This window comes from Agromyces tardus (genome assembly GCF_003710805.1).
Classification (GTDB): domain Bacteria; phylum Actinomycetota; class Actinomycetes; order Actinomycetales; family Microbacteriaceae; genus Agromyces; species Agromyces tardus.
In genome coordinates this window covers 1-23,929 of the sequence record NZ_RHHB01000054.1, presented here as the reverse complement: position 1 = coordinate 23,929, position 23,929 = coordinate 1, and the positions used below count along the sequence as shown (strand labels likewise).

Genomic DNA, 23,929 nt, shown 5'->3' with positions numbered 1-23,929 from the left:
CGGGCTCCGGCCGGGTCGGCCGTGCCGCAGGCGCTGGCGGGGGAGCGGCGGCCGCAGCAACCGGGGCGGTCGCCGTCGCTGCGCCGCGCCCCGCGGCATCCGCTCGACTCGGACCCGCGCCCTCGGCGGGGGTGCCCGTGATGCGCGCGATCGGCGTGCCCACCGGCACCGTCTCTCCGAGGTCGACGAGGAACTCGGCGATGACGCCCTCCTCGAACGACTCGACCTCCATGACCGTCTTCTCGGTGTCGACCGCGGCGATGATCTCGCCGCGATGCACGTAGTCGCCGGGCTTCACGAGCCACTCGACGACCTTGCCCCGCTCCATGTCGGCGCCGAGCGACGGCATGCGGAAGTCACCCATGCGAGCCCACCGCCTCCCGCGCCGCGGCGACGATCCGCTCGACCGAGGGCAGCGTCGCGAGCTCGAGGTGCTTCGCGTACGGCACGGGGACCTCGACGCTGCAGACCCGGCCCACGGGAGCGTCGAGGTCGTAGAACGCCGACTCGGTGATGCGCGCACTCACCTCGGCGGAGAGGCTGCCGCTGCGCCACCCCTCGTCGACGACGACGGCCCGGTGGGTCTTCGCGACGGTCGCGAGGATCGCGGCGTCGTCGAGGGGGCGGAGCGTGCGCAGGTCGAGCACCTCCGCCTCGATGCCCTCGCCCGCGAGCGCGTCGGCGGCGTCGAGCGTCGTCGGCAGCGTGCCCCCGTACGTGATGAGCGAGACATCCGCCCCCGGACGCCGCACCGCTGCCGTGTCGATGTCGACGGCGCCCGCGTCGTCGGCGAGCTCGCCTGCCACGTTGTACAGGGACCCGTGCTCGAAGATGAGCACCGGGTCGGGATCCTCGAGCGCTGTCCAGAGCATCCCGCGCGCGTCCTCGACGGTCGCCGGGGCGAGGATGCGCAGTCCGGGGATGTGCGCGAGCCAGCCCTCGAGGCTGTGCGAGTGCTGCGCCGCGAGCTGGCGGCCGCCGCCCGTGGTCATGCGGATGACGAGCGGCACGTTGAACTGCCCGCCCGACATGTGCAGCAGGGTCGCGGCGTTGTTCATGATCTGGTCGAGCGCGAGCAGGCTGAAGTTGACCGTCATGACCTCGACGATCGGCCGCATGCCGCCGAGCGCGGCACCGATGCCCGCACCCACGAACCCTGCCTCCGAGAGCGGGGTGTCGCGGATGCGGCTCGGGCCGAACTCCTCGAGCAGGCCGAGGCTCACGGCGAAGCCGCCGCCGTAGCGGCCGACGTCCTCGCCCATGAGGAAGACCCGCTCGTCGCGCCGCATCGCATCGCGGATTGCCGCCCGCATGGCCTCGCGATAGGTCGTCTTCATCGTGATCCCCGCACCCCCGGCGCACGGTCGCCGGACTCCCGTGCCGTCGGTTCCCGCTCGCTGTACACGAACCTCGTGAGCTTCTCGACGGGCTCGAGCGTGCCGCCCTCCGCGAACTCGACGGCGGCCGCCATCTCGGCGCCCACCTCCCGCTCGAGCGCGTCCCACTGGTCGGCGGCGAGCTCGCCGGATGCCTCGAGCGCGGTGCGCAGGAGCGCGATGGGGTCGCGCTCCATCCACCGTTCCACCTCGGCCTTCTCGCGGTAGAGCTCCGGGTCGAACATCGAGTGGGCGCGGAAGCGGTAGGTGCGCAGCTCGAGGAAGTGCGGGCCGCCGCCCGCGCGCACGGCGTCGACGGCGCGACGCGCGGCCTCCTCGACGGCGAGCACGTCCATGCCGTCGACCGCCCACGCCGACACCTCGTACGCCGACGCCTTGAGCGCCATGTCGGTCTGGGACTCCGACCGGTCGAGGGCGGTGCCCATCGCGTAGAGGTTGTTCTCGCAGCAGAAGAGCACCGGCAGCCCCCACAGCGCAGCCAGGTTGAGGCTCTCGTGGAACTCGCCCTCCGCCATCGCCCCCTCGCCGAAGAAGCAGACGGTCACCCTGTCGCGGCCCGACATCCGGTCCGCGAGCGCCAGCCCGACCGCGAGGGGCAAGCCGCCCGCGACGATGGCGTTGCCGCCGTAGAAACGCGTGGCGGCGTCGAAGAGGTGCATCGATCCGCCGCGGCCGCGGCAGCACCCCTCGGCGTGCCCGTACATCTCCGCCATGATCGCGCTCGCGGAGACGCCCCTCAGCAGCGCATGGCCGTGCTCGCGGTAGGTCGCGACGACCGCGTCATCCGCCCGCAGCGCCGACATCACGCCCGCCGCGACGGCCTCCTCGCCGATGTACACGTGCAGGAACCCGCGGATCTTCGCGGCGCTGTAGAGCTCGACGCACTGCTCCTCGAGCCGTCGCACCCGCACCATCTGGCGCAGCAGCCCGCGCACGTGCTCCGGGTCGGCCGCGATCGCCTGCGCCGCGTCGTGCTCGGTCATCGTCCGGCCTCCAGTGTCGAGGTGTCGCCCTCGGGCAGTCCGAGCTCTCTGGCCTTGAGCAGCCGCCGCAGGATCTTGCCGCTGCGGGTCTTCGGCAGCGCGGTCGTGAAGTCGAGCAGGCGCGGCGCGACGGCGGCGCCGAGCCGCTTGCGGGCGAAGCCGATGATCTCCAGTCGCAGGGCGTCGGATGCCTCGACGCCGGGCTTGAGCTCGACGAACGCCTTCACGACCTCGCCGGCGACGGGGTCGGGCACGCCGATCACGCCGGCCTCGGCGACGGCCTCGTGCTCCAGGAGGCAGGACTCCACCTCGAAGGGACCGATGAGGTGCCCCGAGGACTTGATGACGTCGTCGCCGCGCCCCACGAACCAGAAGTACCCGTCGGCGTCACGCCGGGCGAGGTCGCCGGTGAGGTACCAGCCGCCGACGAAGCACGTGCGATACCGCTCCTCCTCATTGAGGTAGCCGCGGAACATCGACGGCCAGCCGGGCCGCAGCGCGAGCTCGCCCGTGGCATCCGGGTCGGAGACCAGCTCGACCTCGCCGTCGTGCTGCACGGGCGCGCCCACGGTGTCGCGAGCGACGATCGCCGCCACGATGCCCGGCAGCGGCCGCCCCATCGAGCCGGGCCGGATCTGCATCGCCGGGTAGTTGGAGATCATGATCCCGCCGGTCTCGGTCTGCCACCAGTTGTCGTGCACGGGATGCCCGAAGGCCTCCTCGCCCCACACGACGACCTCGGGATTGAGGGGTTCGCCCACGCTGGCCACGAACCGCAGGGCCGACAGGTCGTGGGCCGCCGCGCGCTCGGCTCCGGCCTTCATGAGCATGCGGAGCGCCGTGGGCGCGGTGTACCACACCGTCACGCGCTGCTCGGCGAGGATGCGGTACCAGCGGTCCGCGTCCATCTCCTCCTCGTCGACCACGGCCGTCACGCCGTGCACGAGCGGGGCGATGATGCCGTACGAGGTGCCGGTGACCCAGCCGGGGTCGGCCGTGCACCAGTAGACGTCGTCGGGATGCAGGTCGAGCGCGAAGCGTCCGGTCGCGTAGTGGGCCGTCACCGCGTCGTGCACGTGGATCGCCCCCTTCGGCCGGCCCGTCGTACCGCTCGTGAAGTGCAGCAGGGCCATGTCCTCGGGGCCGGTCGCCGCGATCCCGCCGTACGGCGGCGACTCGGCGAGGAGGGCAGCGAGGTCGAGCGTGCCGGGCTCGGGTTCGCCGTCGGCGTCGACGAGCAGCACCTGCCGCAGTTCGGGCAGGTCGTCGCGGATGGGGGCGACCTTCCTGCGGTACAGCGCCCGCGTCGTGACGAGCACGCGGCCGCTGCCGAGCTGCAGGCGTTGCCGCACCGGCTCCGGTCCGAACGCCGAGAACAGCGGGCAGAAGACGGCGCCGTGCTTCAGCGTGCCGAGCACGGCGACGTAGAGGGCCGGCATCCGCCCCAGGAGCGAGAACACGCGCTCGCCACGCTGCACGCCGAGGCCCCGCAGCACGCTCGCGAACCGACCCGTGCGCTCGGACAGGTCGGCGTACGTGAGGGAACTCGTCGAGCCGTCGGCACGCACGAACCGCAGCGCCTCGTGGCCGGCGAGCGCGCTCGCCGCGTGTCGGTCGACCGCCTCGTGGGCGATGTTCACGCCACCGCCCGGCAGGCCGTCGAGCGCGCCCCGCGCGTCATCCCACGAGAACGCGGCGACGGCCTCGTCGTAGTCGGTGAGGTTGGGCCGGACCGGGAAGGATGCGAGGTCCTTGGCGATCGCGGGCCAGCGGGTGGATGACGGCGTCGATGCCTCCATGACCGGAGACTAGGCCGAGGCCGTCGCGCGGCATGGGGCCGTTCGTCCCTCGGACGCCCGCTCGCGTCAGCCGCGAAGCGCCGCCTCGAGCGCCGTCAGCACCGTCGGGTCCTCGATCGTGGCGGGCACCTTGTAGGGCTCGCCGTCGGCGATCTGCCGCATGGTCTTGCGCAGGATCTTGCCCGACCGGGTCTTCGGCAGCCGTTCGAGCACCGTCACGTCGCGGAACGCCGCGACGGGGCCGACGGTCTCGCGCACGAGCGCGACGAGCTCCTTCACGAGCACGTCGTGGTCGATCGTGGTGCCGTGCTTGAGCGTCACGAATCCCGCGGCGCGCTGGCCCTTCAGCTCGTCCTTGACGCCGATCACGGCGACCTCGGCGATCGCCGGGTGGTGGTTGAGGGCCTCCTCGAGCCCGCCGGTCGAGAGCCGGTGCCCGGCGACGTTGATCACGTCATCCGTTCGCCCCATGACGTAGACGTAGCCGTCGTCGTCGAGGTAGCCCGAGTCACCGGTCGCGTAGTGCCCCGGGAAGGCCGTGAGGTACGACGAGATGTACTTCTCGTCACCACCCCAGAGCGTCGGCAGGCTGCCCGGCGGCAGGGGCAGCTCGAGCACGATGTTGCCCTCCTTGCCGGTCTTCACCGGGTTGCCCTTGCCGTCGACGATCGCCACGCGATAGCCGGGCACCGGCACGGTGGGGGAGCCGGGCTTGACGGGCAGCGGCTCGATGCCGCGGGGGTTCGCGGCGATGGCCCAACCGGTCTCGGTCTGCCACCAGTGGTCGACGACCGGGCAGTGCAGCGCGTCGTTGATCCAGTGGTACGTCTCGGTGTCGAGGCGCTCGCCGGCGAGGAACAGCGCCTCGAGGCTCGAGGTGTCGTAGCGCCGCAGGTGCTCGAGTCCCGGGTCCTCGCGGCGGATCGCGCGGATTGCGGTCGGCGCCGAGAACAGCACCTTCACCCGGTACTCCTCGACCATGCGCCAGAACGCGCCGGCGTCGGGCGTGCCGATCGGCTTGCCCTCGTAGAGCACCGTCGTCGCCCCGGCGAGCAGCGGGCCGTACACGATGTAGCTGTGGCCGACGACCCAACCCACGTCGGATGCCGTCCACATCACGTCGCCCGCGTGGACGTCGTAGATATTCGCCATCGACCAGGCGAGGGCCACCGCGTAGCCGCCGTTGTCGCGCACGACGCCCTTCGGGGTGCCCGTCGTTCCCGACGTGTAGAGGATGTAGAGCGGGTCGGTCGCCGCGAGCTCGACCGGTCCGACGGGCTCGGCCTTCGCGAGCTCGTCCTCCCAGTCGACCCAGCGCACGCCGACGTGCCCGTCGAACTCCCGGGCGCTGCCGGCGACGGCCTCGCGGTTTCGCACGATCACGGTCTCGACGCTGAGCTCGTCCTCGGTGATGACCGAGATCGACGAGGTCGCGGCATCCGTCACCGAGCGATCGCCGACGATCATGGCGAGGGCCCTCTCGATGATCGGCAGGTACTCGACGCTGCGGCCGGGCTCGAGGCCGCCCGACGAGGTCACGATGACCGTCGGTTCAGCGTCCTGGATGCGCACCGCGAGCTCGTTGGCCGCGAAGCCGCCGAAGATCACCGAGTGCACGGCGCCGATGCGGGCGCAGGCGAGCATCGCGATCACGGCCTCGGGTGTCATGGGCAGGTAGATCGCGACCCGGTCGCCCTTGGCCACGCCGTTGGCGCGCAGCACCCCGGCGAACAGCGACACCTCGTGCAGGAGCTCGGCGTAGGTGAAGGAGCGCTTCGAGCCGGTCATCGCCGAGTCGTACGCGAGGGCCACCTGGTCGCCGCGGCCGGCCGCGACCCAGCGGTCGAGGGCGTTCGCGCTCACGTTGAGCGTGCCGTCGGGGAACCACCGGGTGATGGGCGCGGCACTGTCGTCGAGGGCGCGGGTGGGTGCGTGATCCCACTCGATGAGCGCGGACGCCTCGAGCCAGAACTCCTCGGGATGCTCCATGCTCCGGGCGTACTCGTGCGTGTAGCTGCGCGTCGTCGTCGTGCTCATCGCTGATCCTCCCCATCGAGGAGGGCGACGGTGCCACTGCCTCGGGACGTGCGGTCGTGCTCGCGCCGACCCCGGTGCGAACACCTTCAATGTATACACACAAGGCTGAAAAAGCGAGCGGATGCCGCGATATCGCGGTGCGGGGCCGGAATATTGACCTTGATGTGACATCCGTGTATACATAGACCCAGCGGCGATGTCGACGGGAGGAACCACATGCGAGCCGGTGACCGTGCGTACCGCACCCTCCGCGCCGAGATCCTCGACGGCAGCCTCGAGCCCGGCACCCTGCTGCAGGAGGTGGAGCAGTCCACTCGCCTCGGCGTGAGCCGCACCCCCGTGCGGGAGGCGTTGCGGCAACTCGCCGCAGACGGGCTCGTCGCGGCATCCGGTCGGGGCAACGTCGTCACCGCGGTCTCGCGCGACGACATCGTCTCGCTCTACGAGCTGCGCGAGGCGCTCGAGGCGAAGGCCGCGGCCCTCGCGGCGCAGCACCACGACGACGCCCCGTTCGACGGCATCCGCGAGCGGCTGCTCGACGCGCCCCGGCTCCTGGAGCAGGGCGAGCCGGGCCTGGGCCCGTACTTCGCCATCGTCGACGAGCTCGACGAGGCGATCGAGGCCGCCGCGGGCAATCCGTTCCTCGGCGCGGCGCTCCGCAACGTGCAGCTGCACTCCGCCCGCATCCGGCGGCTCTCGCGGCACAACCCCGAGCGGCTGCGCGCCGCCGCCGGCGAGCACCTGCTGATCGTCGAGGCCATCCTGGCCCGCGACGCCGAGCTCGCTTCCCACGCCACCCACGTGCACCTGCATCGAAGCCTCACGAACGCGCTCGCGACCGCATCCGAAGCGGTGGACGCGGCGACATCCGAATCCCCGGCCGATCGCGGCCCGAAGGTCGCCTGAGCCGACCACCAGCGCCGGATCCGACCCGCCCAACCGAACCGAAAGGCCCCACCGTGCAGCTCCACCACGTCCGCGTCCATCGCAGCGACGAGCACCTCGCGCGCCAAGAGCAGCTCGCCTGGAGGATCGCCGAGGTCGCCGCCGACCCCGTCGAGGTCACCGAGGAGGTCGCCGAGATGGTGATCAACCGGGTGATCGACAACGCCGCCGTCGCCGCCGCATCGCTCACGCGGCAGCCGGTCGTCTCCGCCCGCTCGCAGGCCACGTCGCATCCGGTGTCGATCCACGGCGAGGGCGCCACGGTCTTCGGCCTCGACGCCGCGCGGCGCACGAGTCCCGAGTGGGCGGCGTGGGCGAACGGGGTCGCGGTGCGCGAGCTCGACTTCCACGACACGTTCCTCGCCGCCGAGTACTCGCACCCGGGCGACAACATCCCGCCGATCGTCGCCGTCGCGCAGCACCTCGCGGCGGCCCGCGGGCTCACGGGGCGGGAGCTCGTGCGGGGCATCGCCACGGGCTACGAGATCCAGATCGACCTCGTGAAGGCGATCTCGCTGCACGAGCACAAGATCGACCACGTGGCGCACCTGGGTCCGTCGGCGGCCGCCGGCATCGGCACCCTCCTCGGCCTCGACCAGGAGACGATCTTCCAGGCCATCGGGCAGGCGCTGCACACCACCACGGCCACCCGGCAGTCGCGCAAGGGCGAGATCTCGAGCTGGAAGGCGCACGCGCCCGCATTCGCGGGCAAGATGGCCGTCGAGGCGGTCGACCGCGCCATGCGCGGCGAGACCAGCCCGGTTCCCATCTACGAGGGCGAAGACGGCGTGATCGCGTGGCTCCTCGGCGGTCCGGATGCCACCTACGACGTCCCGCTTCCCGAGACCGGCGAAGCCAAGCGCGCCATCCTCGACTCGTACACGAAAGAGCACTCGGCCGAGTACCAGGCGCAGGCGTGGATCGACCTCGCCCGCAAGCTGCACCACGCGTACCCGCTGCTCCTCGACGACCCGTCGAAGATCGCGAGCATCGTCATCCATACTTCGCACCACACCCACAACGTGATCGGCTCGGGGGCGAACGACCCGCAGAAGTACGACCCGACCGCCTCGCGCGAGACGCTCGACCATTCGATCCCGTACATCTTCACGGTCGCCCTGCAGGACGGCACGTGGCACCACGTCGACTCCTACGCCCCGGCGCGCGCCGGCCGGCCCGACACCGTCGAGCTCTGGCGCAAGGTCACCACCGTCGAAGACGCGGAGTGGACGCGCCGCTACCACTCGCTCGACATCGCCGAGAAGGCGTTCGGCGGTCGCGTCGTCATCACGCTCGCCGACGGCGAGGTCATCACCGACGAGATCGCGGTGGCCGACGCGCACCCGCTCGGCGCGCGTCCCTTCGGTCGCGCCGAGTACACCGCCAAGTTCCGCATGCTCGCCGCCGACGTGCTCGAGCCCGCGGAGATCGAGCGCTTCCTCGACGTCGCCCAGCGGCTCCTCGAGCTGCAACCCGACGAGCTCGGCCAGCTCACCATCGTCGCCGCCCCCGGCGTGCTCGCGCAGGTCGAGTCGCCCCTCGGCATCTTCTAGGAGACCCCATGCTCTACGCACAGACCACCCCCGCCGACAAGCGCGCCGCCTTCCGCGAGCGCCTCGCGAGCGGCGAGCTGCTCCGCTTCCCCGGGGCGTTCAACCCGCTCTCCGCCCGGCTCATCGAGCGCAAGGGCTTCGAGGGCGTCTACATCTCCGGCGCCGTGCTCTCGGCCGACCTGGGCCTGCCCGACATCGGCCTCACGACGCTCACCGAGGTCGCCGGCCGGGGGAGGCAGATCGCGCGGATGACGGAGCTGCCCGCGATCATCGACGCCGACACCGGCTTCGGCGAGCCCATGAACGTCGCCCGCACCGTGCAGGAGCTCGAGGACGCCGGACTCGCGGGCCTCCACATCGAGGACCAGGTGAACCCCAAGCGCTGCGGCCACCTCGACGGCAAGCAGGTCGTCGACGAGCACACCGCCCTGCAGCGCATCGCCGCGGCGGTCGACGCGCGGCGCGACCCGAACTTCCTCGTCATGGCACGCACCGACATCCGGGCCGTCGACGGCCTCGACGCGGCCGCCGATCGCGCGAAGAAGCTCGTCGACGCGGGCGCCGACGCGATCTTCCCCGAGGCGATGGCGTCGCTCGAGGAGTTCGCCGCGATCCGCGCGGCGGTCGATGTACCGCTCCTCGCGAACATGACCGAGTTCGGCAAGAGCGAGCTCTTCACCGTGCAGCAGCTCGCCGACGTGGGCATGAACATCGTGATCTGGCCGGTCTCGCTCCTGCGCATCGCGATGGGGGCCGCGGGCCGTGCGCTCGACGAGCTGACGGATGCCGGTTCGCTCACCGCGATGCTCGGCGAGATGCAGCACCGCGCCGACCTCTACGACCTCATCGACTACGAGGGCTACAACCACTTCGACACGTCGATCTTCAACTTCACGGTCGCCCGCTGACGACCGCCAAGCCACCGGCAACGATCCGAGGAAGCGATCCGTCATGACCGACACCAGCACTACGACCGCGACCGCGCCCTCGCCCGCGCCGGCGCCCGCGCCGGACATCCGCAAGGGCCTCACCGGGGTCGTCGTCGACGTCACCGCGATCTCGAAGGTCAACCCCGAGACCAATTCGCTGCTCTACCGCGGCTATCCCGTACAGGAGCTCGCCGCCGCCAAGCGCTTCGAGGAGGTCGCCTACCTGCTCTGGCACGGCGAGCTGCCGGACGCCGCGGAGCTGGCCGGGTTCCGCGCCGCCGAGCGCGCCGGACGCGCCCTCCGCCCGAACGTGCGCGCCGCGATCGACCTGCTGCCGACCACGGCCCACCCCATGGACGTCGTGCGCACGGCCGTGAGCGTGATCGGCGCATCCGACCCGGCCGCAGCCGACGCGAGCCCCGAGGCCAACCTCGCGAAGGCGAAGTCTCTGTTCGCGGCGCTGCCCGCCGTGGTCGCCTACGACCAGCGCCGCCGCCGCGGCCAGGACCTCGTGGCGCCGCGCGACGACCTCGACTACTCGGCCAACTTCCTGTACATGACGTTCGGCGAGGTGCCCGATGCGACCGTCGTCGACGCGTTCGACGTGTCGATGATCCTGTACGCCGAGCACTCCTTCAACGCGTCGACATTCACGGCGCGCGTCATCACCTCGACCCTCAGCGACCTGTACTCGGCCGTCACGGGCGCCGTGGGCGCGCTCAAGGGGCCGCTGCACGGCGGCGCCAACGAGGCCGTCATGCATGTCTTCGACGAGATCGGCAGCGCCGACCGAGTGGTGCCCTGGCTCGACGCGGCGCTCGCCGAGAAGCGCAAGATCATGGGCTTCGGCCATCGCGTGTACAAGCGCGGCGACTCGCGGGTCCCCACGATGAAGGCGGCGCTCGACGCGCTCATCGCGTACTCCGACCGTCCGGATGTCGCGGCGCTCTACGACACCCTCGAGGCCGAGTTCGTCGCCCGGAAGGGCATCCACCCGAACCTCGACTACCCGTCGGGGCCGGCGTACCACCTCATGGGGTTCGACACCCTCACGTTCACGCCGCTCTTCGTGGCGTCGCGGGTGACGGGATGGACGGCGCACATCATGGAGCAGGCCGCCTCGAACGCGCTCATCCGACCGTTGTCGGCCTACGTCGGCGTCGACGAGCGGCACGTGCGGGCCTGACGGGCCGGCGGCCGTCGGGGCGGCCGGTCGGCTGCCCCGCTGGGCCGCCGAGGCGGGACGGCAGGTGACGAGCAAGCCGCCCCGCCCCGCGGGATCAGTCGAACACGGTCTCGATGAACCGGTACTCGACGGCGGTGGGCCGGTCTTCGCCGGGCGCGTCGAATTCGAGGCCGGCACCGCGGGAGTAGACGTAGCGCTTGCCCGCGTCGGCCTGCAGTTCGAGTCGGGGTCTCGGATCGCCCGAGTCGAGGAACGCCGTCGCGACGGTCTTCCCCTCGAGTGGTCCGTCGATCAGCTTGGCGGTGTAGGAGCCGGTGGATGACGTGTCCATGCCGCTATTGTCCTCCCCCCGTGTCGCTGCGGAAAGGGGTCGAACGGCCTGTCGCACCCCTCCTCCACAGCCACGCGACCCGGGGGCCGGATGGCCCGGCAGCGGTCCACTCCCGGCTGGTATGTGTATGGTGTGGCTGTCGGCGCAGCATCGCCGACTCAGCACACCGCTCGGGGGCGCGGCAACGATGTGCGCTCTCGTCTCAATGCGAATCACAAGAGGAGTCCGGTGTCAGGCGCGAAGAAATTGGTCATCGTGGAGTCGCCGACCAAGATGAAGTCCATCGCCCAGTACCTGGGCGACGGATACGAGGTGCTCTCGTCGGTCGGCCACATCCGCGACCTCATCGAGCCCAAGAACCTGCCGGCCGAGCTCAAGAAGGGCTCCCTCGGCAAGTTCTCCGTCGACGTCGAGAACGGGTTCGAGCCCTACTACGTCGTCTCCGACTCCAAGAAGAAGACCGTCGCCGAACTCAAGCGCGCGCTGAAGGACGCCGACGAACTCCTGCTCGCGACCGATGAGGACCGCGAGGGCGAGGCCATCGCGTGGCACCTGCTGCAGGAGCTGAAGCCGAAGGTGCCCGTGCGCCGCATGGTCTTCCACGAGATCACGAGAGACGCGATCCAGCAGGCGAAGGACCACACGCGCGAGCTCGACACCGCCCTCGTCGACGCCCAGGAGACCCGGCGCATCCTCGATCGCCTGTACGGGTACGAGGTGTCGCCCGTGCTCTGGCGCAAGGTGGGTCCGGGGCTCTCCGCGGGACGCGTGCAGTCCGCCGCGACGCGGCTCGTCGTCGACCGCGAGCGCGAGCGCCTCGCGTTCGTCGCCGCCGGCTACTGGGACCTCGTGGGCCGGTTCACCGCAGACGACTCGGGGTTCGAGGCGAAGCTCGTGCGCCTCGGCGGCGAGCGTGTCGCGACCGGCCGCGACTTCGACGACCTCGGCCGCCTGAAGGGCTCGGCGGTCGTGCTCGACGAGCCCACCGCGATCGCGCTCGCCGCGGCGCTCCGCGACGACACCGTGGCACGCCGGGTGTCGAAGGTCGAGTCGAAGCCGTACTCCCGCCGCCCGGCCGCGCCGTTCACCACCTCGACGCTCCAGCAGGAGTCGGCCCGCAAGCTGCGGCTCTCGGCGAAGGACACCATGCGCGTCGCGCAGTCGCTCTACGAGAACGGCTACATCACCTATATGCGCACCGACTCGTCGTCGCTGTCGCAGCAGGCGATCAACGCCGCGCGCACCCAGGCCACCAAGCTCTACGGGGCCGACAGCATCCCCGACAAGCCCCGCGTCTACGCGGGCAAGTCGAAGAACGCGCAGGAGGCGCACGAGGCCATCCGTCCGTCAGGCGAGGTCTTCCGCACGCCGTCCGAGCTGTCGAGCGTGCTCCGCGGCAGCGAGTTCAAGCTGTACGACCTCATCTGGAAGCGCACGGTCGCGTCGCAGATGGCCGACGCCAAGGGGCAGACCGCCACGGTCACCATCGAGGTCGGTCCGACGCCGGCGGATGCCGCGGCCCCCGCGCAGGCATCCGCCCCGGTGGGCGGCACCATCGCCGAGTTCACCGCGAGCGGCACCGTCATCACGTTCCGCGGCTTCCTCGCCGCCTATGAGGAGAGCCGCGACGAGGAGCGCAACGCCGACGATGCGCCCGGCGAGGCCAAGCTGCCGCCGCTCAAGGAGGGCCAGGCGATCGGCCTGGCCGAGCTCGAGGCCAAGGGCCACGAGACGAGCCCGCCGCCGCGCTACACCGAGGCGAGCCTCGTGAAGCGGCTCGAGGAGCTCGGCATCGGGCGCCCCTCGACGTTCGCGTCGATCATCTCGACGATCCTCGACCGCGGCTACGTCACCCAGCGCGGCCAGGCCCTCGTGCCGAGCTGGGTCGCGTTCTCGGTCGTGCGCCTCCTCGAGGAGCACTTCGGCGATCTCGTGCAGTACGACTTCACCGCCGAGATGGAGGACGACCTCGACCACATCGCCGCCGGCGAGGCGGATCGCGTCGACTGGCTCTCGAGCTTCTACTTCGGCTCCGACAAGCACCGGGGCCTCCGGCAGGTCGTCGACAACCTCGGCGAGATCGACGCCCGCGAGATCAACTCCGTGGTGATCGCCCCCGACATCACGTTGCGCATCGGCAAGTACGGTCCTTACCTCGAGACGGCCGACGCGGATGCCGCGCCCGATGCCACCCCGCGGCGTGTGAACCTCCCGCCCGACCTCGCACCCGACGAGCTCACCGAGGCGAAGGCCCGCGAGCTCATCGAGGCGCCCGTGCAGACCGACCGCGTGCTCGGCACCAACCCCGAGAACGGCAAGCAGGTCGTCGTGAAGGACGGCCGGTTCGGCCCGTACGTCACGGAGCTCGAGCCCGAGGCGCCGGCCGAGGCTGCGGCAACCGTCGACACGGCGACCGGCGAGGTCGTCGAGGCGCCGAAGCCGAAGCGGGCCGCGAAGAAGCCGGCCGCGGTGAAACCGCGCACGGCGTCGCTCTTCAAGAGCATGCAGATCGAGGAGGTCGACCTCGCGACCGCGCTCAAGCTGCTCGACCTGCCCCGAGTGGTGGGCGTCGACCCCGAGACGGGCGCGGAGATCACCGCGCAGAACGGCCGCTACGGCCCGTACCTCAAGAAGGCGGAAGACACGCGCACGCTGCCGAGCGAGGACGCGATCTTCGACATCGACCTCGCGGGCGCCCTCGAGCTCTATGCGCAGCCGAAGTACGGCGCACGCCGCGCGTCCAGCGCGCTCAAGGAGTTCGAGAACGACCCCGTGAGCGGCAAGCCGATCCGAGTGAAGGACGGCCGGTTCGGTCCGTACGTCACCGACGGCGAGACGAACGCGACGATCCCGCGGGCGGAGTCGGTCGAGGAGATCACGTTCGAACGCGCCGTCGAGCTGCTGCAGATCAAGCGCGACAAGGGCCCGGCGCCGAAGGCGAAGCGCGCCACCACCTCGCGCAGCACGGCCGCCAAGAAGGCGCCCGCGAAGAAGGCGAGCCCCGCCAAGAAGAGCACGGCGTGAGCCGCGGCCTCTTCGTCACCCTCGAGGGCGGCGACGGGTCGGGCAAGACCACGCAGGCGGAGGCGCTGGGGCGCTGGCTCGAGCAGCAGGGCCGCACGGTGGTGCGCACCCGCGAGCCCGGCGGCACCGAGGTCGGCGTGGAGGTGCGCGAGATCGTCCTGCACCATCGTGGCGACATCACGCCCCGGGCCGAGGCGCTGCTGTACGCGGCGGACCGGGCGCACCACGTCGCGACCGTCGTGCGCCCTGCGCTCGCCCGGGGCGACGTCGTGATCCAGGATCGCTACATCGACTCATCGGTCGCCTACCAGGGCGCCGGCCGGGTGCTCGATCCGGTCGAGGTGAAGTCGCTCTCGGTGTGGGCCACCGAGGGACTCGCGCCCGACCTCACGGTGCTGCTCGACCTCGACCCCGCCGTCGCTCGGGGGCGCCTCGACGAGGCCCGCACTCGCTACGACCGGCTCGAGGCCGAGGCGGCGGAGTTCCACGCCCGGGTCCGGCACGCCTACCTCGACCTCGCGGCCGCCGAGCCCGCACGGTTCGTCGTCGTCGACGCGACCCTGCCCGTCGACGCGATCGCCGCGACGATCCGCGAACGGGTCGCCGCCCTGCTATGAGGTCCTGCGCGGTGATGCGGTGCTGTGAGCCCGCCGAATGCGGCGTCGGCGGCGACGGGTAGCGTGGTCACGTGAGCGTATGGAGCGAGCAGACCGGCCAGGGCGCGGCGATCGCGCTGCTGCGGTCGGCGGCTGCCGCGGCGTCCGGTGACGTCGTCTCGAGCGAGATGGCGCACTCGTGGCTCATCACCGGTCCGCCCGGGTCCGGCCGCTCGAACCTCGCGTTCGCGTTCGCGGTGGCGCTCATCTCGGGCGACTCCGAGGGCGATGATCGCACCCGCATACTGGTCGACGCGCGCAGTCACCCCGACCTGCACGTGCTCACCACCGAGGGCGTCATCATCAAGGTCGCCGACGTGCGCGACATCGTCAAGCGTTCGCACTACGCGCCCTCGGTCGGCCGCCACCGGGTGATCGTCGTCGAGGACGCCGACCGCATGACCGAGCAGACCTCCAACGTGCTGCTCAAAGAGCTCGAGGAGCCGCCCGACCGCACGGTGTGGATCCTGTGCGCGCCGAGCGAGGCCGACCTCATCCCCACGATCCGGTCGCGTGTCCGATCCGTGCGGCTGCAGGTGCCGAGCGTCGCCGAGGTCGCCGAGCTCCTCGTGCGCCGCGACGGCGTCGAACCCGCCGTCGCCGAGCGTGCTGCGCGCGAAGCGCAGAGCCACATCGGCATGGCCCACCGCCTCGCCACGAGCGAGGAGGCGCGCGATCGCCGGGCCGAGACGCTGCGGCTGGCGCTGCAGGTGCGCTCAGCGGCGACCGCCGTGTCCACGGCCGCACGGCTGCTCGAGATCGCCGGCGACGACGCGAAGGCGATCACGGCGATCCGCGACGCGGAGGAGCGGGAGCACGCGCTGCACTCGCTCGGGCTCGCGCCCGGGCAGGCGGTGCCGGCGGCCCTGCGCTCCCAGCTCAAGGCGCTCGAAGACGACCAGAAGCGCCGCGCGACGCGCAGCCTCCGCGACGGCATCGACCGCATCCTCGTCGACCTCTCGTCGCTCTACCGCGACATCCTCCTCCTCCAGCTCGGCGCCGACGTCGAACTGGTCAACCTCGAGATCCGCGGCGACATCGAGCGCGCCGCGGCATCCGCGAGCCCCGCTCGCACCCTCGCCACGCTCGACGCGATCCAGGAGGCGCGCGTGCGCATCGACGGCAACGTACAACCCGCACTCGCCCTCGAGGCGATGCTCGTCTCGGCGATCCGGCGCCCCGCCGCTGCCCCGCGGGGTGTCGCGTGAGCGCCGCGCAGCGCGTGCGGCGCCGGCGTGCGGGCGGCCGTGCCGCCGGCATCATCGCGACCGTCGTCGCGAGCGTGCTGCTCCTGAGCGGCTGCGGCTTGCCACTGCCCACCTTCCTCGACCGCGGACCCGTCGTCTCCACGCCCACCGGCGAGGACGTGCCCGAGGAACTCCGGCCCTTCTACGAGCAGGTGCTCGAGTGGAGCGACTGCGGCAACGACATGCAATGCGCCACTGCCACGGCGCCGCTCGACTGGAGCGACCCCGCTGCCGGCGAGATCGACCTGGCCCTCGTCCGGCACCGGGCAACCGGCGACCGCATCGGGTCGCTGCTCGTGAACCCCGGCGGACCGGGCGGCTCGGGCTACGACTTCATCGCCGATTCCCTCGACTACGCGGTGGGGGAGCCGCTCAAGCAGCGGTTCGACATCGTCGGATTCGACCCCCGCGGCGTCGGCCGCTCGAGCGCGGTGACGTGTTACCAGCCCGCCCAGATGGACGAGTTCCTCTACGGCATCGTCCCCGCCGAACGGGGCAGCGATGCCTGGATCGACGAGGTGAGCGCGTCGTCGCGGGCGTTCGGCGAGGCCTGCTCCGAGAACACCGGCGAACTCCTCGCGAACGTCGACACCGAGAGCGCAGCACGCGATCTCGACCTGCTTCGCGCGATCCTCGGTGACACGAAGCTCAACTACCTCGGCTACTCCTACGGCACGTTCCTCGGCGCCACCTACGCGGGGCTCTACCCCGACAAGGTCGGCCGCCTCGTGCTCGACGGGGCCGTCGACCCGTCGGCCGATGACCTCGAGGTCACCATCGCGCAGGCCGTCGGATTCGAGGACGCGCTGCGCGCGTACCTCGAGGACTGCATGCAGCAGAGCGACTGCCCGTTCAGCGGTTCGGTGGACGCCGCCATGGACGAGATCGCCCGGCTCCTGGCATCCGTCGAGGCGAGCCCGCTGCAGGGCAGCGATGGGCGCAAGGTCGGTGCCGACACGCTCGTGACCGCGATCATCTACCCGCTCTACAGCAAGGAGTCCTGGCCGTACCTCAGCGACCTCTTCGACTCGGTCATGCTCGGCGACGCCGACCTCGCGCTCGGGTACGCCGACGGCTACAACGGCCGGTCGCAGGACGGCACGTACCTCGACAACTCGACCGAGGCGTTCCGCGCCATCAACTGCCTCGACTACACCTACCAGCTCGACGTTGGCGTCATGCGCCAGGAGGCGGCCGAGATCGCCGCCGCAGCGCCTGTCATCGGTCCCTACTTCGGCTACGGCGACCTGGGCTGCGGCAACTGGCCGTACCAGAGCGAGCGCGAGCGCGCGAAGATCACCGCCGAGGGAGCCGCACCGATCATGGTGGTGGGCACCACGGGCGATCCGGCGACCCCCTACCAGTGGGCCGTCGCCCTCGCGGACCAGCTCGAGAGCGGCGTGCTCGTGAGCTACGACGGCGAGGGGCACACGGCGTATCGCAAGTCGAACTCCTGTGTCGACGACGCCGTCGAGGCGTACTTCATCGATGGAACGGTGCCGGGGAGCGACCCGAAGTGCTGACCGTCGACACGGCGCGGCGGCATCCGTCGGGCATGGTCAACGTCGCCCGAGAAACCCGCTAACATAGTCTCTCGTGCCGGTCGGTACGCGAGAGCGCACCGAGTGCCACGCCGCCTTAGCTCAGTCGGCAGAGCGATTCACTCGTAATGAATAGGTCAAGGGTTCGATTCCCTTAGGCGGCTCCACAGACCCGGTCTCTTCGGAGGCCGGGTCTTTTCGCATCTGCCCACTCTTCCTCGGCTGGATCTGCGAAGAACTCGGCGACGTCGACGTGCACGTAGTCGGCGGCCTTCATCGCCGTGATGAGGGCGACTCGGCGTTGCTTCACTGCGTGGGCAGGTCTGCGAGCTCGAGGTTGAGGGTTTGGAACACGTTGTCGATCCTGCAGGCGTAGGCGAAGTCGTCATCCTTGGCCATCACGATGCCGACGATCTCATTTCCACCATTGACCAGTGGTGAGCCGGAGTCGCCTTCGTCGGCGAACTTCGCGTACCCGGGGTCTGGTGTGATCTCCACGAGGGAACGGAATTCCGTCCCGTTCAGGGTCATCGACACGCTGATGGCGGTGACGGTGCCAACCGTGTAGTCGGTCGTGCGTCCGTGCTTCCTGACCGTGCCCCCGAGGACCGGAGACCCGGTGCCAACCAGATTGCCGATCTTCCAGACGTAGTTCCTGTGCCCGACGTCGCTGTCCATCTTCGCGATTCCAGCGTCCACGGTCCCGCCGAAGTGGGTCGCTGTCGTCGTCGCCACGCGATTGATCCAACCGAACGGGCGAGCTTGATAGACGATCCCGTCCATCATCCTGTGATCCGGAACCTTCAGCACATGCGCTGCCGTCAGCAAGTAGACGTCAGTACCGCCCTTCTTCCTGACGAAGCAACCACTGGTGCCGCAATACAGGGCTGTATTCGCGGTGACCAGCGAAATCTCAAGACCACACGGAACCGGCCGCTCCTTGAAGTCCTTGACGTCCGTCAGCGTCGCCGGGCTGGCTTCAATGACATCCGTCGGGATACCGTTCCACTCGGTCGGGATCCGCAGCTCCTCGGGCACCTCATCGAGCGGCAGCTTCTTCTCCAGATACACCCGGATCACGAGCTCGTCGGTCTTCGCGCCTGCCCGCTCGCGATAACCCACGCCGACCCGTACGACATGCGGATGGCTGAGTATCTCGTCCTCGACCTCGCGCGAGCGCGCCACCACTTCGTCGATCTCCCGCATCGCAACCCCCCGGCTCTAGATGCGCGTGTCGCGTCCTCGTTGAAGCGCGATGATCGCAAATCTACATCGTTACCGGCTCCCGCGGGGGACGAGATCGTCGCCGACGAGCGCCGCTCGCTCAACCGAACTGCGGGCGAACGCGGAATGTGAAGTACGCGGAACCCGCTGAGGTGCGCGCGGGAAATCGGCGATGATCACCGTGCTCCCACAGCACCGGTGAGCCGTTCGGCGAGCTCCCAGAATCGGCGGCTCTGCTCCGGGTCTCGTGACTGGGGGCTGGACTCGATCGGATGCTGCTCTCCGAAGAACTTCCCTCCGACGCCCTCGAGTGACGGGTCGACGGCCATGAACACGAACGACTCGGCCGCCGCGTCGACCGAAGTGGCGAACGGCATGTGCGGCATCACCGACGACATGACGAACCGCATGACCCCGGTGGTGCTCGCGGCCGCGGTGGCCGGCACGAACCCGGGACAGACCGCGTTGGCCGTGATCGGGCGCGGGGCCAGCCGGCGCTGGAGCTCGTAGGTGAACCACAACACGGCGAGCTTCGAGTTCTTGTACGCCCGGTCCGGGTTGTACCCGCGCGCGAGCTGCGGGTCGTCGAAGTCGAAGTCGACCGGTGCGCCGCGCGAACCCGGAAGGTGCAGGCGGGAACTGACCGTCACCACCCGTGCCGAAGCGGAACGTTCGAGCGCCGGCAGCACCCCCGCGGTGAGGACGAACGGTGCGAGCACGTTCACGGCCAGGGTCTCCTCGTAGCCGTCCACCGTGAGCCGACGGGTCGCGCTCGTCTGCATCACGCCGGCGATATGGAACAGCACGTCGATCGGGTCGCCTCGTTCGGCTTCCGTGGACGCGTAGGAACCGACCTCGGTCAGCGCGGAGAGGTCGACCGAACGCCCTTCCACCCGCGCGCGCGGGTGGCGGTGCAGGATCTCGTCGACGGCGGCGTCGGCGGCGGCTGGATTGCGCGCCACGAGGATGACCCGGTGCCCCAGGACGGCGAGCTTCTCGGCAGTCGCTCGCCCCAGGCCACGACCGCCGCCCGTGAGCAGCACCGTCCTCGCCACCATTCCACGATAGCCACCTCGGGATGATGCCGCTCCGGGCGTCGTCCGCGTTCGACGGCCACCGGCGCGCTCGGCGCCTCAGCCGATGACCTTGCGGACCTCGGTCGCGTACGCGGAGTAGCCGGTCGCGTTCGGGTGGAAGCCCTCCTTGGGCAGCAGGAAGTTGAAGTCGTTGATCCACGCGCTTCCGCTGCCGATGCCGTGGCCGGCGAACGCGGTCTCGACGTCGACGAACACCGCGCCGTTCGCGACCGCAGCCGCCTCGATCGCGTCGTTGAGCGCGACGGTGTCGCCGTTGACCCGAGCCGCCCACTTGTACTTCGCGTTGGGTTCGTTGAACAGCTTCGGGTACCCGGCGACGACGATCTTCGCCCCGGGCGCCTTCGCGCGGATCGCCAGCACCGTGTTCGCGATGTTCGTGGCGACCGTGCCGTTGGCGACGAGCGTCTCGCCGGCCACGATGTAGCTCTCGCACGAACTGGAGACGAACACGAAGCAGTTCTGCATGACGTTCGCGAAGCCGACGTCGTTGCCGCCCACGGTGAGCGTGACCCGCGTCGTCGTCGCCGGGATCGCCGGCACCTGGCCGCTGATCACGTTCGCGGTGGACGCGCCCGAGCACGCCGGGAAGGCGGCAAGCCGCAGGTTCGCGTCGGCGTCGAGGAGCTTCGGATAGCTCTTCGAGCTCGTGTAGCACGTGCGCTCGAGGTAGCTGCCGGTGCCGACGCCGGAAGCGTACGAGTCTCCGAGCGCGGCGTACTCCAACTCGGTGCCGCTGCCCCCGCCGCCCCCGCCGCCCGGCTTGCCGCCGCCCCCGCCGCCCTTGCCGGTGACGACCGAGGCGGATGCCGCGTACGCCGGCGCGGCGACCGCCGAACCGAGCGCGAGTCCCGCGATCGCGACGATCGTCGCGGCGAGGAGAGTCATTCGGCGTCGACGCCCCCGTGCGGGCTCGGTGTGCGCTGCGATGTCGTCCACTGCTCGTGTGATCATGTGCCGGCTCCGATCAGCTCGCGAGTGCGGCGAGCACCGCATCGCGATAGACCTGCTGGCCGATGCTCGTCGGGTGGAGGAAGGTCAGCGGATCGGCGAGGTCGTCGCCAAGCCAGGGATCGGCGTCGCCCGCCTGATGCCCGAAGAAGGCGAACTGGACGCTCGCGAGCTCCACGTCGGCTCCGGCCAACGCCGCTCCCTGCACGGCGGCGGCGATCTGACCGTCGAGGCCGATGGTTGCTCCGTTCACGAGGTCGGCGACAGGACCGCTTCCGGGCGCGAACGGCACGGGGTAGTCGGTGACCAGGATGTGCGCGTTCGGCGCACGAAGCGCGATCGCGCCGACGAGGTCAGCCAGGTCCTGCCCGATCACCCCCGTGTAGAGCTTCTGCTGTACCGCGGCCACCGCCGCGACGCACGCGTCGGAGGCGGGGTCGGGGGCGCACGCCGCGTACGCCGCGCCGGCGCCGAGGTCGTTCGCGCCGACCGTGAGCGTCACGAGCGTCGTGCCGCGGTTGACCTGGGACAACTGGGTGGCCGCGACATCCGCGATCGTGTCACCCGAGCAGGCGGCCTGGCGGAGGAGGTTCGTGCGGGGCTCCGCGTCGAGCAGCACCGGGTAGGCGGCGGTGCTGCGGAGGCACTCGTCGAGCGGGACACCGGCGCCCTGTCCCGCGGCGTACGAGTCGCCGAGGGCGACGTAGCGCGCGATCGGCGCCTGGGGTCCGGCCTGGACACCGGGGAGCGCCTGGGCTGGAAGCGCGCCGAACATCGTTGCGGCGGTGACGAGGAGAACAGTGCCGGCGAGGGTCGAGCGACGTCGGGTTTTCGACAGCGTTGTCATGGCCGAACCGTAGTCCCGTATCCGCTTCGCCGCCCCACCCCGTTCAGGGGGCGGATGCTGCGCCGCGGCGGCCCCGATCGAGGGCCGGGACCGCTGCCGACACCTCCTCGCTGGGTCGTCGAACATGTGTGCGCGTACATCTTGGGGGCGTACCGTCCGGTCATGGACTCCGCAGCAGCGTTCACCCGGCCGCCCCCGCCGGCCGCGCGACCCGAGCACCTCCTCCGAGACGCCGATCACGTGCACCACCGCACGCTCGCCTTCTGGGACTCCTTCGATGCGAACGGCCAGAGCCGGGAGCGCTGGACCGACGCCGCCATCGCGGCTTCGAGGGCGGGCGCCGGCGGCCGCGCCACTCGGCCCGGCGCTGGTGCGGCGGACAGCGACGGCAACACCGGCGCGCGCACGGCGCGGGCCTCATGAACGAGGCATCCGATCGCGATCCGGGCGTCGTCGGCCCGTTCGCCCTCGACCACATCCTCACGGCCGAGCTTCCCCTCACCCTCGGCACGCCCGACGCCCCCGCGCGCTACGAGGTGACGGCGATCTTCAGCCGCCGGCCCGACCCGCTCGAGCTCGAGTCCCTCCACGCCGACTCGGTGCACGCCGAGCTCGCCGAGGCCGGCTACCCCGGGATCGCACTGGCCGTCTCCGACCGCAGGCTCCTCATCGCCGACACGAACCTCGCGGAACTCGAGGGCGGGCTCGCGAAGCTCATCGGCCGCATCCTCGCCCGCATCGGGGCGGACGTCGCGGCCCAGCGGGCGGTTCGCGCCGGCGAGCGCGCCGACGAACTGGGGCGCGAAGCTGACCGCGCGGCGTCCGTGGTCGCTGCGGCCGCCCGCGTGAGCTTCGATCCCCAGGTCTCCGCATACCGGTGAGCCGCGCCCGGGCGCGACGACGGAACCGTCGATAGGCTTGCGCCCATGACTGAGCGGCTTCGATGGGGCATCCTCGCGACGGGCGGCATCGCCCACGCCTTCACGAACGACCTGAAGCTGAACGGCTTCGACGTGCGGGCCGTCGGCTCGCGCTCGATCGAGTCGGCCCGCGCGTTCGCCGAGGAGTTCGGCATCCCCAACGCGCACGGCTCTTACGAGGCGCTCGCCGCCGACCCCGAGGTCGACGCGATCTACGTGTCCACGCCGCATCCGTGGCACGCGGCATCGGCCCTGCTCATGATCGAGGCGGGCAAGCACGTGCTCGTCGAGAAGCCGTTCACGCTGAACCAGGCCGAGGCGCGCCTCGTCGCCGATGCCGCGGCGGCCGCCGGGGTGCTCGTGCTCGAGGCGATGTGGACTCGCTACCTTCCGCACATGATGCGCGTGCGCGAGATCGTCGAAGCGGGCACGCTCGGCGAGGTGCGCACGCTCATCGCCGACCACACGCAGGGCCTGCCGCGCGACCCCGCGCACCGCATCAACGCGCTCGAACTCGGCGGCGGCGCCCTGCTCGACCTCGGGATCTATCCGATCTCGTTCGCATGGGACCTCTTCGGGGCTCCCACGTCCATCCAGTCGACCGCGATCCTCCAGCCCACGGGCACCGACGTGCAGGTCGCCGTGCAGTTCGGCTACGAAGACGGCCGCCTCGCGTCGACGCTGTCCGCGGCCGACACGGTCGGGCCGAACACCGCTACGGTGCTGGGCACCGAGGCGCGCATCGACATCGATGCGGTCTGGTATTCGCCCACGGGCTTCAGGCTGATCGCGCGCGACGGCGCGGTGCTCGAGGAGTACCGCTCCGAGGTCACCGGGCGCGGCATGCACTTCCAGGCCGAGGCGTTCGAGCAGCTCGTCGCCGACGGCCGCCTCGACGGCGGCGACATCCTCTCGACCGAGGAATCGGTGGCGATCATGGGCACGCTCGACGCGGTGCGCGCCGAGATCGGGGTGCGCTACCCGGGCGAGTGAGCGGCGACGGCTCCCGGGTTCCGCTCGGGCTGGCTGCGTAGGATGCCCCGGTGATCGACGAATCGGATGCCGCGGAGCCCACGCCGGGCGACGGCGAGACGCCCGCGGGCGACGTCGAGCCCACGCGGGAGCCCACGGGCGACGGCGTCGCGAACGCGGCACCCGACCACGGGGCACCGGCGGGCGGCGTGCTCGCCCGCATCGGCGCGTTCGCGCGCCGCCACCGCGTGCCGCTCGTCATCGCGGCCGCCGTCGTGGCGTTCGCGCTCCTC

General features: G+C 71.0%; 22 protein-coding genes and 1 tRNA gene. 13 read left to right on the top strand and 10 right to left on the bottom strand.

From position 1 onward, the window contains the following. From EDM22_RS16895 to EDM22_RS16875, 5 genes are all read right to left on the bottom strand, one after another. The coding region (locus tag EDM22_RS16895; protein WP_122938253.1) for a biotin/lipoyl-containing protein at positions 1–364 on the bottom strand (364 nt) is incomplete at its 3' end. Next, positions 357–1,337, bottom strand: coding sequence for an alpha-ketoacid dehydrogenase subunit beta (locus EDM22_RS16890; RefSeq protein WP_122938252.1), 981 nt, complete (start codon positions 1,335–1,337; stop codon positions 357–359). The genes EDM22_RS16895 and EDM22_RS16890, both read right to left, overlap by 8 nt. Continuing rightward, positions 1,334–2,380, bottom strand: a complete 1,047-nt coding sequence (gene pdhA / locus EDM22_RS16885) for a pyruvate dehydrogenase (acetyl-transferring) E1 component subunit alpha (protein ID WP_170964180.1) — start codon at positions 2,378–2,380, stop codon at positions 1,334–1,336. The genes EDM22_RS16890 and pdhA overlap by 4 nt, the downstream gene beginning before the upstream one ends. Then, entirely contained in the window at positions 2,377–4,179 is a 1,803-nt protein-coding gene (gene acsA, locus EDM22_RS16880) for an acetate--CoA ligase (protein WP_122938251.1), read from the bottom strand. The genes pdhA and acsA overlap by 4 nt, the downstream gene beginning before the upstream one ends. Positions 4,180–4,245: 66 nt before the next feature. Further along, a complete protein-coding gene (locus tag EDM22_RS16875; protein WP_122938250.1) occupies positions 4,246–6,216 on the bottom strand; it encodes an AMP-binding protein in 1,971 nt (656 codons plus the stop codon). Positions 6,217–6,432: 216 nt separating this feature from the next. Here EDM22_RS16875 and EDM22_RS16870 point away from each other — a divergent pair, with 216 nt between their 5' ends. From EDM22_RS16870 to EDM22_RS16855, 4 genes are read left to right on the top strand one after another with little or no spacing between them, the layout of a single operon-like run. Then, entirely contained in the window at positions 6,433–7,122 is a 690-nt protein-coding gene (locus tag EDM22_RS16870; protein ID WP_122938249.1) for a GntR family transcriptional regulator, read from the top strand. Between the two features lie 53 nt (positions 7,123–7,175). Then, the gene (locus EDM22_RS16865) at positions 7,176–8,714 is read left to right on the top strand and encodes an MmgE/PrpD family protein (protein WP_122938248.1); all 1,539 of its coding nucleotides are present in this window, start codon (positions 7,176–7,178) and stop codon (positions 8,712–8,714) included. Positions 8,715–8,722: 8 nt separating this feature from the next. After that, positions 8,723–9,622, top strand: coding sequence for a methylisocitrate lyase (gene prpB, locus EDM22_RS16860; protein ID WP_122938247.1), 900 nt, complete (start codon positions 8,723–8,725; stop codon positions 9,620–9,622). Positions 9,623–9,665: 43 nt separating this feature from the next. Further along, positions 9,666–10,829 carry a bifunctional 2-methylcitrate synthase/citrate synthase gene (locus EDM22_RS16855; protein ID WP_122938246.1) on the top strand — a complete coding sequence of 388 codons (1,164 nt, stop codon included), beginning with the start codon at positions 9,666–9,668 and terminating at the stop codon, positions 10,827–10,829. 94 nt (positions 10,830–10,923) lie between these two features. On the opposite strand, the gene EDM22_RS16850 is transcribed toward EDM22_RS16855, so the two are convergent. Continuing rightward, a complete protein-coding gene (locus EDM22_RS16850) occupies positions 10,924–11,160 on the bottom strand; it encodes a hypothetical protein (RefSeq protein WP_122938245.1) in 237 nt (78 codons plus the stop codon). Positions 11,161–11,388: 228 nt separating this feature from the next. Here EDM22_RS16850 and topA point away from each other — a divergent pair, with 228 nt between their 5' ends. The 5 genes from topA to EDM22_RS16825 all read left to right on the top strand — a co-directional run bounded on the left by topA (position 11,389) and on the right by EDM22_RS16825 (position 17,795). After that, positions 11,389–14,184 (top strand): type I DNA topoisomerase, encoded by a 2,796-nt coding sequence (gene topA, locus EDM22_RS16845; RefSeq protein ID WP_122938244.1) that lies wholly within the window; start codon positions 11,389–11,391, stop codon positions 14,182–14,184. Continuing rightward, entirely contained in the window at positions 14,181–14,801 is a 621-nt protein-coding gene (tmk, locus tag EDM22_RS16840; RefSeq protein ID WP_122938243.1) for a dTMP kinase, read from the top strand. The genes topA and tmk overlap by 4 nt, the downstream gene beginning before the upstream one ends. A 71-nt stretch (positions 14,802–14,872) precedes the next feature. Then, complete coding sequence (locus EDM22_RS16835) at positions 14,873–16,048, top strand: DNA polymerase III subunit delta' (RefSeq protein WP_122938242.1); 1,176 nt, start codon at positions 14,873–14,875, stop codon at positions 16,046–16,048. After that, complete coding sequence (locus EDM22_RS16830; RefSeq protein ID WP_122938241.1) at positions 16,045–17,610, top strand: alpha/beta hydrolase; 1,566 nt, start codon at positions 16,045–16,047, stop codon at positions 17,608–17,610. Before EDM22_RS16835 ends, EDM22_RS16830 begins: the two co-directional genes overlap by 4 nt. A gap of 109 nt (positions 17,611–17,719) precedes the next feature. Beyond that, a tRNA-Thr gene (locus tag EDM22_RS16825) sits at positions 17,720–17,795 on the top strand. A gap of 139 nt (positions 17,796–17,934) precedes the next feature. Here the strand turns inward: EDM22_RS16825 and EDM22_RS16820 are convergent. From EDM22_RS16820 to EDM22_RS16805, 4 genes are all read right to left on the bottom strand, one after another. Continuing rightward, positions 17,935–18,834 carry a trypsin-like serine protease gene (locus EDM22_RS16820; protein WP_122938240.1) on the bottom strand — a complete coding sequence of 300 codons (900 nt, stop codon included), beginning with the start codon at positions 18,832–18,834 and terminating at the stop codon, positions 17,935–17,937. 194 nt (positions 18,835–19,028) lie between these two features. Then, positions 19,029–19,907, bottom strand: a complete 879-nt coding sequence (locus EDM22_RS16815; protein ID WP_122938254.1) for an SDR family NAD(P)-dependent oxidoreductase — start codon at positions 19,905–19,907, stop codon at positions 19,029–19,031. Between the two features lie 78 nt (positions 19,908–19,985). Next, entirely contained in the window at positions 19,986–20,834 is an 849-nt protein-coding gene (locus tag EDM22_RS16810; protein WP_170964179.1) for an SGNH/GDSL hydrolase family protein, read from the bottom strand. A gap of 79 nt (positions 20,835–20,913) precedes the next feature. Continuing rightward, positions 20,914–21,744, bottom strand: a complete 831-nt coding sequence (locus EDM22_RS16805) for an SGNH/GDSL hydrolase family protein (protein WP_170964178.1) — start codon at positions 21,742–21,744, stop codon at positions 20,914–20,916. A gap of 162 nt (positions 21,745–21,906) precedes the next feature. Between EDM22_RS16805 and EDM22_RS16800 the strand changes: the two genes are divergently transcribed. From EDM22_RS16800 to EDM22_RS16785, 4 genes are all read left to right on the top strand, one after another. Continuing rightward, positions 21,907–22,167, top strand: a complete 261-nt coding sequence (locus tag EDM22_RS16800; protein WP_138708120.1) for a hypothetical protein — start codon at positions 21,907–21,909, stop codon at positions 22,165–22,167. Continuing rightward, entirely contained in the window at positions 22,164–22,625 is a 462-nt protein-coding gene (locus EDM22_RS16795) for a hypothetical protein (RefSeq protein ID WP_122938236.1), read from the top strand. Before EDM22_RS16800 ends, EDM22_RS16795 begins: the two co-directional genes overlap by 4 nt. 45 nt (positions 22,626–22,670) lie before the next feature. Then, entirely contained in the window at positions 22,671–23,657 is a 987-nt protein-coding gene (locus tag EDM22_RS16790; RefSeq protein WP_122938235.1) for a Gfo/Idh/MocA family protein, read from the top strand. Positions 23,658–23,707: 50 nt separating this feature from the next. Next, positions 23,708–23,929, top strand: a 222-nt coding sequence (locus EDM22_RS16785; protein ID WP_212591980.1) for a hypothetical protein, incomplete at its 3' end; no start/stop codon positions are given.